This is a genomic window from Stenotrophobium rhamnosiphilum (assembly GCF_003052265.1).
Taxonomy (GTDB): domain Bacteria; phylum Pseudomonadota; class Gammaproteobacteria; order Nevskiales; family Nevskiaceae; genus Stenotrophobium; species Stenotrophobium rhamnosiphilum.
Genome location: NZ_QANS01000006.1, coordinates 56,720 through 69,878 on the forward strand (window position 1 = coordinate 56,720; position 13,159 = coordinate 69,878).

Consider the following 13,159-nt stretch of genomic DNA (forward strand, 5'->3'; position numbering starts at 1 on the left):
TGTGGGCAGCGCCAGACCTAGCACTTACGAACGTGCGATCTCGGCCCCTGTTCGATTCACTCATACCAAATAATACTTAGTGTATTATCATTTTATTGGAATTTTTTAGTTGGATTCCACGCTCAGGGACATGTACGCACCCTCGATCCTGCTTGATGTAAGGCTTTTGATAAGAGGCATAAATGCGAACCTTCTTTAAAGTATTTGTCGTACTGATTCTGTGCCTGTTCGCATGGCTTGCTTGGTCTTTCAAGCAGCCGGCAAAGATTCCTGTCGTTGCAGCGGAAGCTTTGCCTGCGGACTTTATTTGGGGCGTGTCGTCTTCTGCGTATCAAAGCGAAGGCGGAGAAGTCGACAGCAACTGGAGTCGCTGGAACGCGTCTCAGCCGACGCAGGATCGTTACGGCAAGGCGATCGACTTTCGTCATCGCTATCGAGAAGACGTCGCTCTCGCACGCGACTTGGGCGTCAACACTTTCCGTCTCGGAATAAATTGGGCGCGTATCGAGCCCAACAAGGGCCAGATTGATCAAGCCGAGTTGGCGTATTACGACGATCTGATTCTTGCGATCAAGCAAGCTGGGATGAAGCCCTTAGTCACACTCGATCATTTCGTTTACCCAGGCTGGATTGCTGATCAAGGCGGCTGGGTGAATCCGCAAACCGTCAATGATTTCCTGAACTACACCAACTTAATTGTTGGCCGTTATCAAGCTGATGTGGACTTATGGATCACGTTTAACGAAGCAGCGTTCGGCGTCGGTGGCGAGAAAAATATTCGTCAGCTCAATTGGACCGATACCGGACACGTGCGCGACAACATCGCAGCCGCTCACCGGCAAGCTTACGATCTGATCCATCGTCTCGACAATCACGCGACAGTTACCTCCAACATTTACTGGATGGGTGATCGCTTTGGCAGTGGCGCAATCAACGGTCTGCTCGACTGGACATTCTTTGATTCGGTCGCGGACAAGTGTGACGTCATTGCCGTCGACTACTACGCAGCGGACATCCCGAAGGTCATGCGCGCCGGAGTGGAAACGCATTGGAACTGGCCTGTAGATCCTGCCGGCCTTTATCGCGCACTCAAGATCCTGCAAACGCGCTATCCGAACAAACCACTGCTGATTGCCGAGATTGGCATGTCCACGCAAGACGGCGCGCCACGTACCGATGGAACAAAGCGTGAAGACATGATCCGCGATACGGTGTACTGGACCCAGCGCGCAAAGGCAGACGGCGTCAACGTCATCGGTTACATGGTCTGGTCATTGACGGACAATTTCGAGTGGGGCAGCTATACGCCACGCTTCGGGCTCTACACAGTGAACGCACTCAAAGATCCCGACTTGAAGCGCATCCCGACAGCGGCAGTGCCTGCTTATAAAGAGGTGATCCGCAATCACGGTGTAGGAGCCGATTATCGTCCAGTGCTGCCGCAATAACAGCGCACAAAAAAGCCGGCTTAATCGCCGGCTTTTTATTCTCGATAGTAAAGTATCGCTAGCTAGTCAGGCACTTTGCACATCGCACGGAACAAGGTGTGATCCTGCTCAATCGCAGCGCGCAGTGCTTTATGCAAAGGCTCACGCACCAATGTCTTGGTGCCGAGATAAGCATTCATATTAAGCTTGGCCAAGCGTGCGGCGTAGGCATGAGCTTCTGCAAGAACATCCGCTTCTGGCACTACGCGGTCGATGAATCCTGCAGCGACAGCATCCGCAGGACGATAAATTTCTGAAGTCATCATCGCGCGGTTGAAATGGGCTGGCGCCAAGCGTGCGCGGCAAATTTCGACGGCAGCGCGGGGCATGACCAAACCAATGGCGACTTCGTTGGCGCCGATTTTGTAAGCACCATCAGCGCCGATCACGTAGTCGCCGCAGGCGAGAAGAAAAACGCCCATGGCTAATGCGTGACCGTTGCTCACGATGACGACGGGCTTTGGAAACGACAACAAGCGCTCGGCAATTTCAAAACCGCCTGTGAGCATTTTCACTGCGGTAAGCCCGCCTGCCATCAGAGTTTGCAGATCAAAGCCTGCGCAGAAGGTTCCTTTTCTGCCCGTCAGCACAACCACCGCTTTATCTGCACGCGCCTGATCCAAGGCCGAATTCAATTCCAACTGCATCGCAGGTGAAAGTGCATTGGCCTTGCCATCATCCATCGTGATGGTGGCAACGCCGTCCTTGAATTCATACGCAACCAATGTGTCCATGGCAAAACTCCGGAATGAAAAGATGATGCCGCGGACTATAGGGAACGCATTTTTAGGCTGTCACCATACGGGCGTATGGTGACTTTAATTTTTAGCTCGCCTAGCCTCGAATGAGCAGCCAGATGATGTCCAGCATCAGCCCAATCGTTGCGAGCCCACCGATGATGAAGAAGATCGAACGCCAAGGTTGCTTACCCTTTAGATAAACAAACGTATGCGCGAGGCGTGCGGCAACGAAGATGCTGAAAATGATTTGGGCTACACACGCGGAGCCCCCAGCCAACACAAATACCAATCCAAGAAACAGGAACGGATAGATGTTGGCTTGTGCATTGGTATGTGCGCGCAAAACGCGAGCCACTTCAGGCGGATCAGACTCGACTAACGTGCCACCAAACTTGGCGGCATCTTCTGGATTGATTGCTGTCTTAGTTTTGCCACGTGTTGCGCCGCTGAACGCCCACAGAAAAATCAGATTCGTGCTGAGTATTAAACAAGCGATGGCATAGGCGATGAATGCCGGATTGCTCTGCAAACTATTCATAGCGCTCTCCATTTAACTTGATCAAATCAATCTTAATGCCCTTTACGTGTTGCGGCTTCTGGGCTGAACATCATTTGATGCATGTCGGTGCGATTCAATCGCCACCAGTCTTTGCCCGCTTCGTTAACCAAGTAGCCGGCCTCATACGCACCTGACATCAGATCGTGATACACCGATACGCCGCGTTGCCATGCTTGTGCATCTGGTGCGTAGCGGAAATTAACGTAGGACGCGCGCCAGAGTTGTCCGCGCACGTCGTAGTTATCTGCCCACAGTGCATGCCAGGTATCTTCATCAACGTAGAGCACCCGGCGTCCATAGATGTGGCGCAAACCGGTTTTCAGTGTGGCCTCAATTACCCATACGCGATGCAATTCATAGCGCATGAAATCGGGATTGAAAGTATCGGGTGTCAGCAGTGTTTTGTACTTGACCGCTGGATCATTCACGCGAAACGCGTGGTAAGGCACCAGCATTTCTTTTTTGCCAACGAGCTTCCAGTTGTAACGCTCCGGCGAGCCGTTAAACAATGCGTCGTCATCAACCGTTCGCAAGCTAGAAGGCGGCGTCAGGTAATCAAAGTTGATATCCGGCGCTTGGCGCACACGGCGCGTGCCCGGATTGTAGGCCCACACATGCGTGCTGCCGTCTTTGAAATCGGTCGGCTGAAAGCCCACGCCAATGCTGCCTTTGTCGCGCTCTGGCAATAACACTTCGCCATAGAAATATGCGGCAACCGTGTCTTGCGTCGACATACGCTTTTTAGGGTCCGCATATGGACTCAGCGTCATATAACGTTGTTTGCCCCAAGCGATGCGGCCACTCGGAAATACGTCAGCGATATCCACCACCGCAGTTTCGTTCCACGGGCCGCTGCTAAGAATCACATTCCAGATGGCTTCGAGGCCAGTCGTAGGAAACGGAAATGCAATCGCACCGGTGGTTGCCTGCGTACCCAAACCGTCGTGCACCAACTGTGCGCTCTCTGCATTTTTCTTGACGACATCGCAGGCCCAAACGGGCATGCCGAAATCGCGATGACTCGGATAAACAGGGATGCGGAAAGTCTTGGGATATTTTTTCAGCATCGCCTTCTGCCCTTCGGTGAGCTTGCTGGCGTACTGCGTCATATTGTCGACGGTGACGGTGTAGAGCGGCTTTTCTGCTGCGTATGGGCCCGGCGTGTAAACCTTGGGATCACCCAAGCCCGGCCATGTGTCTAACCACTTTCCGGTGTACGCCGCGACACCGCTCGCAGTGCCTGCACGTTCAGCGCCGATGCAATTGAGTTTGTCGCTGTTGAGTTGAGCAATTTGATCGGGCGTTGCTTTTGCGTTTACAACACCGCTGCAAAAAACTAGCGCCAGCACTGCACTGAATTTTATTTTAAACCGCATGATTCTCACTACATTAGTTGGCAGCATTAGCCTGTAGGAGCGCCTCTTAGGCGCGATAGTTCAATCGCCCATCGCGCCTAAGAGGCGCTCCTACAAAACAGATAAAGATGAGATGACTTATTTCATCTTGAGCGCGACTTTCATCCACTCTGGCATGTTGAAGTCGTAACTCTTTTTCTCAACGCGTTCGCTGATGCGCCAGCCCTTCGGCGTGCGCACATATTTGTCGATGTACCAAAGACCGAGAAACATCGTGTCTTTGCCGCCTTCAGGATTCGGCACCACCATCGGATTGAAGCAAGCCATCTTTCCCGTGGCCGTGTCGCCCGTGATGTCGCAGGAAAAATTGCCGTTGAGGTGCATAAAGTCTGGGAACGCAGCCAAAGCCTGCCCCAGCCATTCCTTCACTTTCGGATATGAGCCATCAATGCCACCCATGGCGCGATAGTCGATGTATGCGTCCGGCGTAAACACAGCATCAAGATTATCGAGAGCGCGCTCATCAATCGCGTAGGCGTAGTCCACCGTCAGGCGTTCCAGCTCCATACGATCGGAGATTTCTTGCAGAGTCAGCATGGTAGCTTCCTCAGGCTGCGAGTTGTGGATTGCCCGCGAACAGCACCTTCGCGATGCCCTCGCTCATATCCATCGACAGCGTCGAAGTCACGATGAAGCGCGTGCTGGTGATCTTCCAATCTTTGCCGAACTTGCGGTACTCGTCTTCGTAATAACCGCCGAGCTGGGTAAAGCCTTTGGATTTTGTTTCGAGCAAGCAGTAATGCAGGCTGCAAGTAGCGCGCGCGTGATCGGCGCTGATCAGTTCAATCTGCGGATCTGCGCTGTGGTGCATCTCCACCATATTCGGATGGCAGGCGACTTCGGTGTAGAGCGCAACCAGCGTGTCGGCGTTATCAAACGTGCCGACGATGCCGTAGTCGATATGAACCTTGCCGTCTGCAAAACAGGCGCGCATCGTGGCCGGGTCTTTACGGTCACAGGCGAAGAGGTAACGGGCCTTGAGACTGCGGATCGCCTCCAGACTTTCCAAAGCGGCAATTCGCTGTTCCAGACTTGCGTTGTCCATTCTCTTCTCCTAATTAGATTTATTGCGATGCCGCAGTTCACCGTAGTGGCAGGCGGACCGAATCCTCCGTTTGGCTGAGAGAGGCATATTTACGCCGTTTTTCTAATGCAGTCAGACGATGTAATGCCCATGTAAATCATTGACCGTAAGGGGTGTTTTTAGGCGACAATCGCCTATTGACGTCTAAAGCAGGCAATCAGACCTGTTCATCTATAAAAAGCGTTCGCGAAGTACATGGGGGTAAACGATGAAATTTAAGCTGCTGTTGCCAGCAATTGCTGCTGTTATTGCGATTGGTATTTTAGGTTTCTTGCTGAAGATGACGCAGAGCGTCGATAGCAACCTGCATCGCGCTCGTCTTGAAAACATCCGCGCAGTCGACAACCTCGACATCGAATTGAACCGCATGTTCACGCAGACCCGCGCTAGCTCGCTTGCCGGCTCCGCTGCGGACCGCACCAAAATCACGCAACGTCTGGGCAAAGATCTCGACGCACTCGACAAAGGCCCAACGGCCCTGCGCGGTCTGAACAAAGATCTGGACAAGAAACTCGACCAGTTCCTCGACACCATCGAAGCCAAATTCGAATTGGGCTTCGACTTTGAAGCACGCAACACGCTGTTGAACCAGGGCTTGGTCAACAACATGGACGCCGTGCCATTCAATAGCGATGCCGTACTCGCTGCTGCGCCAGCCGCAAAGCAGGAAATGCTGAAGCCACTCATCATGCAGCTCAAAACCGAGTTGCTGACGCTCAGCGTTACGCCCGCACCAAACAACGCCGGAACCATTCGCGATTTGATTTCGCAGATGAAAGCCGGAACCGAAGCGCCGTCAGAAGCCTTCACCGCAGCGATGGAAAGCCTCAACGGCAACTGCGAAGAAATTATTCAAGACAAGACTGAAATGCTCGACAAGCTGAGCTCATTCTTGGGTCGCCCAACCGGCGCACAATTGCAGGCTGTAGAACAGGCTTACACCGCTTGGTATCAAGGCGAAGTAGCCAACGCCAACCAGTATCGCGTCATCCTCGTCGGCTACGCCGCGTTGCTGCTTTTGATTCTGGCTTGGTTGGGTATTCGTCTGCGTCGCAGCTACGGCGAACTCGACAAGGCCAACGGCAAGCTGGTGGACGCCAACGAACACTTGGAAGATCAGGTTGAAGCACGTACCAAGGATCTCTCCAGCGCTTTGAGCGATCTGCGTAACTCGCAGGCTCAGCTGATTCAATCTGAAAAAATGGCTTCGCTCGGTCAGATGGTTGCCGGCGTTGCACATGAGATCAACACGCCGCTGGGTTACGCACGCAGCAACGCGTCCATCGTGCGCACCACGCTCGCAGACATTCGCGATCTTTGCTCTGCACAAGATCGCGCACTCACGCTGATGACCTCGGCTGATGCGTCGGACGAAGAAGTCGCTAACGCATTGAGCGATGCAGACGAACGCCGTCAGCTCGTCAACCCAACTGAAGTGATGGGCGATCTCGACAATCTGCTCGAAGACACTGACCACGGTCTGGTGCAGATCGCAGATCTGGTCTCCAGCCTTAAAGACTTCTCGCGCGTCGACCGTTCACGCAATGATCAGTTCAGAGTCAACGACGGCATCGATACCGCACTCAAGATCTGCCAGAACCAACTCAAGAATCGCGTTGAAGTCATTCGTCAGTTCGGCGATCTGCCAGAGATTGAATGCTCGCCATCCAAGCTCAATCAGGTGTTCCTCAACCTGTTCACCAACGCCGCTCAGGCGATCAGCGACACCGGCAAGATCTTTGTGCACACGTCGGCGGAGCAAAACGGTGTCAGCATTCGCATCATCGACAACGGTTGTGGCATGACCGACGAAGTTCGCCAGCGCATCTTCGAACCGTTCTACACCACCAAACCGGTCGGCAAAGGCACGGGCTTGGGCCTGTCCATCGTATTCCGCATTATTGAAGAGCACGGCGGTACAATCGACGTACATTCCGTGGTCGGCAAGGGCAGCGAATTCACCATTCGCCTGCCACTGAAACAACAACGTCCGGCTGATAACGAAACAGCCCCGTCACTCGCAGCCGCTTGAACGCAGGACTTCACTCATGACCGCTAGCACCACCGCCAAAGCGCGCATCCTCTTCGTCGATGACGAGCCGCGCATTCTGACGACCATGCGTATGCTGTTTCGCAGTCAGTACGAAGTATTTTTTGCTGAGAGCGGCCAAAAAGCGCTCGACCTGCTGAAAGTTCAGGCTGTAGACGTCATCGTCAGCGATCAACGCATGCCCGGCATGACCGGTATTGAGCTGCTGCGCACCGCGCGCGATCTCAATCCGAATGCAATGCGCATCCTGCTCACCGGCTACTCCGACCTCAACGCGATTATTGGCTCGATCAACGAAGGCGAAATTTTCCGCTTCGTGAATAAGCCTTGGTCCAACGAAGATTTGTCTGTCACCGTCGCACGCGCCGTTGCTGCTGCACGCACCAGCGCCGCACTCAGCGCCGCAACCGCCGACAACATTGGTGCGCCTGCTGGTCCGCAACCTGGCGTGTTGGTACTGGACGACGATCCTTCTGTGCCAACCAAAGTGCAGAGCATCCTCGGCAGCGATTACCGCGTATTCGGCGCCACGACGATGGAAGAAGCCGTGAACCTGATGGAACGCGAGCGCATTGGCGTGGTGCTGTCTGACACGCGTGTGCAGGACCATCCTGTGATCAGCCTGATCGGCACGCTCAAACAACATCACCCAGAATTGGTGTCCGTGATCCTCACCGATCGCGCGGACGCAGGTCAGGCGATTGAACTGATCAACCAAGGCCAGATCTATCGCTTTATCACCAAACCTATTCACGACAACCAGTGCAAGATCACGGTGAACTCCGCGCTCAAGCAGCACGAACGTCTGTCGCAGAATCCTGAGCTGCACAAGCGCTACGAAGTCGAAGCGACGACCACGCCACCGCCGACAGCCACCACCGGCACTGGCAAATTCCTGGATCGCATTCGTTCACTGCGCTCATGGGTTAAGCGCGCTTAAATTTTTCGTTTTTAAAATCAACGCCGACGAGAGATCGTCGGCGTTTTTGTTTGTGCGCCACGGTGCTGTCACCAAAGCATCATGAATCTGCAATGGAACCGCCGCCGCTTCGTCATTCGTGCTCACTAGATTTCGCAGTACCCAATTTTTAGTAGGTACTTACAGTGCATAAGAACGACGAATTCACAGAAATCCCGCGCGCGATTGATCCCGCGGATCCCAAATACTTTGGCAACATTCTCAAAGCTAACCTGACGCGTCGCCAAGCTTTGCTCGGCAGCGCCAGCGCATTGGCCACGTTCACCTTGGGCGGCCTTGGCCTTACCGCTTGCTCAATCGACGACAATGGCGTCGACACCGATACTCCCACCAACGCGCCTAAGCTGGGCTTTAATGCCACTGCAAAAAGCTTGGCTGACGTCGTCACCGTGCCCCCGGGTTATAGCGCCAATGTGCTCTATGCATTGGGTGATCCGATTGCAGCAGGCGTAGCAGTTTACCTTGGCAACGGCAGCGAAACCGGTGCGTCTTACGCACAGCGCGCAGGCGATCATCACGATGGCATGCATTACTTCGGCCTCGGTAACGATGGCAAATACAGCCTGACGGAATCTGGCCGCGGCTTGTTGGTGATGAACCACGAGAACATCACGCAGAGCTATCTGCACGCAGCAGGTCCAACCTCGGTTGGCGGCGTGCGTACGGTAGAAGATGAAATCATCAAAGAGATGAACTGCCACGGCGTTAGCGTAGTAGAAGTCAGAAAAAATCCCGCAGGTAAATTCGCGGTCGTGAGCGACTCAACTTTCAATCGCCGCATCACGCCATTCACCGACATGGACTTGAACGGTCCAGTGCGCGGCAGCAAATTCGCTGTCTCGAAACTCTCGCCTGCTGCCACGAAAACTCGCGGCACAATCAACAACTGCGCCAACGGCTACACGCCTTGGGGCACGTATCTGACTTGCGAAGAAAACTGGAAGTTCTATTTCACGCGTGTCGCCGGTGACAACACCAACCCACTGCGTAGCGCCTCAGACAACGCAGCGTTCGCGCGTTACACCATCAACCCAGGTCAGGTTGATAACTTTAATTGGGCCAGCATGGCCGGTGATCAATACCAGCGTTGGAACTGCTCTGTCACCGGCAGCTCCGCCAATGGCGCAGACGATTTCCGCAACTTGCCGCAAACCTACGGCTACGTGGTTGAGATTGATCCATTCAATCCAACCTCAACGCCACGCAAGCGCACCGCGCTCGGTCGCTTCGGTCACGAAGGTTGCTGGCCTGGAAAAATTGTCGCTGGCAAACCGCTGACCTTCTACATGGGCGACGACGTTGCCGGCGAATACATCTACAAGTTTGTTTCGACCGCAAACTGGGATCCAGCAGATGCCAACAAAGGCATGACCGCTGGCGACAAGTACATGGACAGCGGCACGCTCTACGTTGCGCGTTACGACGCAGACGGCACGGGCCAGTGGCTCGAACTGACGCAGGGCAAGAACGGACTCAACGCCGACAACGCGTTGTTCCCTTTCACCTCGCAGGCTGCGGTTTGCGTTAACACGCGTCTGGCTGCTGACAGCGTTGGCGCGACCAAGATGGATCGTCCTGAGTGGGCTGCAGTCAATCCGCTCAACGGCGAAGTTTATTTCACGCTCACCAACAACAGCTCACGCGGCAACGCCAGCATGCCGCTGGATGCAGCGAATCCACGTCGCTACACCGGCACCGCTGCAGGCGGCGTTCCGGGCACCGGCGGCAACATCAACGGCCACATCATTCGTTGGCGCGAAACGGGTGATAACCCGGCAGCAACGTCGTTCACGTGGGACATCTTCTTGTTCGGTTCACGTGCCGGTTACACGAACCCAGCCGTCAACGCTTCCGAGCTCACCGCAGACAACGATCTGTCGAGCCCAGACGGTTTGTGGTTTGCGCCGAACGGCCAGCTTTGGATTCAAACCGATGACGGCGCTTACACCGACACCACCAACTGCATGATGCTCGTCGCAGCACCAGGCAAAGTCGGTGATGGCGGCGCAGCAACGCTGAACGGTCAGTCGACGTTCAAAGGTAAGAGCCTCGGCACCGATCTGCGTCGCTTCCTCGTTGGCCCTAAGCAGTGCGAACTCACGGGCATCACGATGACGCCAGATAGCAAAGCGCTGTTTGTGCAGATTCAGCATCCGGGCGAAAACGGCAACATCGCAGCACCGGGCAGCAACTGGCCCAACGTCAGCGGCGATGCAACACAGGCGGGCACTGCAGGCGCCCGCCCACGTTCAGCCACCATCATCATCACCAAGAATGATGGCGGCGTGATCGGGGTCTAATTGGCGCTAAATTAGCTTCAAATTTGATGGCTGTAGCAAGCGAACAGGCCCGCATTTGCGGGCCTGTTTTTTATTGTCCCAAGATATGGCCGCTAAAGGGCTTTTCGCTACTACAAACAGGGGAAGTAAGCCCAGCCTGCGAGACCTACTGTCAGTAGATAGAAAACGACAGTATGGAGAGGTTGGTGATGGCGGCCAAAGACGACGTAATTTCCGGCAAAGCGTGGGACGACTTTTGCGATGCGCTGAAGCACGCAGGCAATCAAATTCTGCGCCCGGAAGCACCAAGCGATGAACTGAGCCGCGCTGAAGGTTACCGCTACCTCACGCGTTTGCTGCGCATTGGTTTGGAAATGCATCTGGAATTTTCAGATCCGGATTTCCCCGGCTTCTTCCTGCCCTCGCATGAGACCGGCAAGATCGGCGCGGACAATCCAGACAATCTTTACTACTTCGCCAAAATTAACGGCGCGAACGACTATGTGATTCGCGGAACACGCGGCACGGTGTTTTATTTGTCGATTGGCACGCAGAAAGGTGGCTACGAAACCAACGGTAAGATGGAGCAGACCGGCTTCATTGATGCAGCGAACATCAAGATGGACGCTGAAGGCCGCTTCGAGTTGATCCTCAGTCAGAAAGAACAGCCCGGCAATTGGGTGCGCCTCGAACCGGGCAGCAATGCCGTCATCGTTCGCCAGACTTTCCTTGATCGCAAAACTGAGCGTCCTTCGCAGTTGAAGATCGAACGCGTTGGCAGCGATGCAGCACCGAAGCCCCTCACCGCTGAACGCTTGCAGGCCAGCCTCGGCAATGTCGCCAAGTTTGTTGAAGGCACCGCAACCGTGTTTGCCAACTGGGCGCAGAGCTATCTGCCGCACCCGAATGAAATTCCGCCTGCGAACCAAGCTGTGTGTCAGGCCGCTGGTGGTGATCCGAATATTTTCTACTACCACTCGTACTGGCAGCTCGCCGAAGACGAAGCGATGGTGGTGCACATTCCACGCATTCCGGAATGCCGTTACTGGAACCTGCAGATCAACAACTGGTGGATGGAGTCGCTCGACTACCGCTATCACCGCATCTGCCACAACCAGAACTCCACACAGCTTGATGCTGATGGCGGCGTGACGTTGGTGCTGTCGCACAAGAATCCCGGCGTTGCCAACTGGCTGGAAACTGCAGGCCACGATCGCGGCACATTGTGCTTCCGTTGGGTCGGCGCCAAAGAACACGTTCACCCGCAGACGCGCGTTGTGAAATTGAATTCGTTAATTGAGGAGAAGCGCGCATGAGCGCCGCGACACTGAACCCCGATGCACTCGAGCGCGCCGCGCTTGAACAAGCCGCAGGCCTGAAGAACTTCGGCGATCCAACATATCGCAAGGGTCTTGAAGTGCTTTGCGATTCGCTGAACACCGAAGCCAATCTCTCAGATTTTGGTCGCGGCCTGTTGGAGCACAAGATCGTCGAGATGTTGGTCAATCGCCTGCGTATCGAAGAGTTCTTCCGTCAGCATCCAGAAATTGAAAACGAAAAGATTGGCGCGCCAGTCGTTATCGTTGGCTTGCCACGCACTGGCACCACGCTGTTGCAGCGCGTGCTGTCTTGCGATCCCAACCTGTACTCGATGCACTGGTGGGAGTCGCGCTATCCGGTTCCATTTCCCGGTGAAGACATCAAGAATCCGATTGAGCGCATGGAGCGTGCACGCGGTGAAGTGAAGGTGATGGTGGACGCCATGCCTAAGCTGATGGCGATTCATCCGATGGACGCCGATCAGGCGGATGAAGAAGTGATGTTGATGGAACATTCCTTCATGTCGTCCTTCAACGCTTACGCGAATGTGCCGAGCTATATGAAGTGGCTGCACGAGAGCGACGAGACGCCGGCCTACGATTACCTCAAGCGCATTCTCAAGTTCTTGCAGTGGCAGCAGCGTCAGCGCGGCATCACTGCAACGCGTTGGGTGCTGAAAGCGCCGCATCACTTGCTGCGCATGAAACTGCTGCTCAAGGAATTCCCGGGCGCACAAGTTATCCAGACGCATCGCGATCCCGTCGACACCATTCCTTCTATCGCCAGCATGATTCACACGCTGTGGGGCATTTACGGCAGCGGCCCAGATGCATCAGCCGCTGGCCACGAATGGAATGATCTGATGGCTCGCGCTTTCCATCACACGATGGATGTCCGTGCGACCAACAACACGCCATTCCTCGATGTGCGTTTCATCGACACCGTGAAGAAACCTTTCGAAGTGGTCGACGCAATTTACGCCCACACCGGCATGACGCTCTCAGCTGAGGGCAAGCAAGCGATGGAAGTGTGGATGGAAAAAAATCGCCGCGACAAACGCGAAGCACATGAATACCACCCCGGCGATTTTGGTCTGAGCGACGAACAGCTCAAGCGTGATTTCGCGGATTACCGCAAAAAGTACATCGAAGCATAAATACGTAGGGTGCGCTGTGCGCACGCGGATCTGGCACATGGCCACCAACGCGTGCGCACAGCGCACCCTACAAAAAACAAAACATTAATC

Annotated in this window: 11 protein-coding genes; 6 read left to right on the top strand and 5 right to left on the bottom strand. The window is 54.6% G+C overall.

What is annotated here, in order from left to right:
• Nucleotides 1-182 precede the first annotated feature (182 nt).
• Nucleotides 183-1,448 carry a glycoside hydrolase family 1 protein gene (locus CJD38_RS15135; protein WP_107941217.1) on the top strand — a complete coding sequence of 422 codons (1,266 nt, stop codon included), beginning with the start codon at nucleotides 183-185 and terminating at the stop codon, nucleotides 1,446-1,448.
• Between the two features lie 62 nt (nucleotides 1,449-1,510).
• Here CJD38_RS15135 and CJD38_RS15140 read toward each other — a convergent pair whose 3' ends face one another.
• The 5 genes from CJD38_RS15140 to CJD38_RS15160 form a co-directional block, all read right to left on the bottom strand.
• Nucleotides 1,511-2,221, bottom strand: a complete 711-nt coding sequence (locus CJD38_RS15140) for a crotonase/enoyl-CoA hydratase family protein (protein WP_107941218.1) — start codon at nucleotides 2,219-2,221, stop codon at nucleotides 1,511-1,513.
• Nucleotides 2,222-2,321: 100 nt separating this feature from the next.
• Entirely contained in the window at nucleotides 2,322-2,765 is a 444-nt protein-coding gene (locus tag CJD38_RS15145) for an MAPEG family protein (protein ID WP_161554261.1), read from the bottom strand.
• Nucleotides 2,766-2,797: 32 nt separating this feature from the next.
• Nucleotides 2,798-4,162, bottom strand: coding sequence for a DUF1329 domain-containing protein (locus CJD38_RS15150; protein ID WP_107941220.1), 1,365 nt, complete (start codon nucleotides 4,160-4,162; stop codon nucleotides 2,798-2,800).
• Between the two features lie 117 nt (nucleotides 4,163-4,279).
• On the bottom strand, nucleotides 4,280-4,738 hold the full coding sequence (locus tag CJD38_RS15155) for a nuclear transport factor 2 family protein (RefSeq protein ID WP_107941221.1): 459 nt from the start codon (nucleotides 4,736-4,738) through the stop codon (nucleotides 4,280-4,282).
• 10 nt (nucleotides 4,739-4,748) lie between these two features.
• Nucleotides 4,749-5,246 carry a nuclear transport factor 2 family protein gene (locus CJD38_RS15160; protein ID WP_107941222.1) on the bottom strand — a complete coding sequence of 166 codons (498 nt, stop codon included), beginning with the start codon at nucleotides 5,244-5,246 and terminating at the stop codon, nucleotides 4,749-4,751.
• 247 nt (nucleotides 5,247-5,493) lie between these two features.
• On the opposite strand from CJD38_RS15160, the gene CJD38_RS15165 reads away from it, so the two are divergent.
• The 5 genes from CJD38_RS15165 (at nucleotide 5,494) to CJD38_RS15185 (ending at nucleotide 13,069) form a co-directional block, all read left to right on the top strand.
• Nucleotides 5,494-7,317 (top strand): DAHL domain-containing sensor histidine kinase, encoded by a 1,824-nt coding sequence (locus tag CJD38_RS15165; RefSeq protein ID WP_107941223.1) that lies wholly within the window; start codon nucleotides 5,494-5,496, stop codon nucleotides 7,315-7,317.
• A 16-nt stretch (nucleotides 7,318-7,333) separates the two neighbouring features.
• Entirely contained in the window at nucleotides 7,334-8,275 is a 942-nt protein-coding gene (locus tag CJD38_RS15170; RefSeq protein WP_107941224.1) for a response regulator, read from the top strand.
• A gap of 164 nt (nucleotides 8,276-8,439) precedes the next feature.
• Nucleotides 8,440-10,614 carry a PhoX family protein gene (locus CJD38_RS15175; RefSeq protein WP_206363029.1) on the top strand — a complete coding sequence of 725 codons (2,175 nt, stop codon included), beginning with the start codon at nucleotides 8,440-8,442 and terminating at the stop codon, nucleotides 10,612-10,614.
• Nucleotides 10,615-10,802: 188 nt separating this feature from the next.
• On the top strand, nucleotides 10,803-11,909 hold the full coding sequence (locus CJD38_RS15180) for a DUF1214 domain-containing protein (RefSeq protein ID WP_206363030.1): 1,107 nt from the start codon (nucleotides 10,803-10,805) through the stop codon (nucleotides 11,907-11,909).
• Nucleotides 11,906-13,069 carry a sulfotransferase family protein gene (locus CJD38_RS15185; protein ID WP_107941226.1) on the top strand — a complete coding sequence of 388 codons (1,164 nt, stop codon included), beginning with the start codon at nucleotides 11,906-11,908 and terminating at the stop codon, nucleotides 13,067-13,069. The genes CJD38_RS15180 and CJD38_RS15185 overlap by 4 nt, the downstream gene beginning before the upstream one ends.
• Nucleotides 13,070-13,159: the final 90 nt, after the last annotated feature.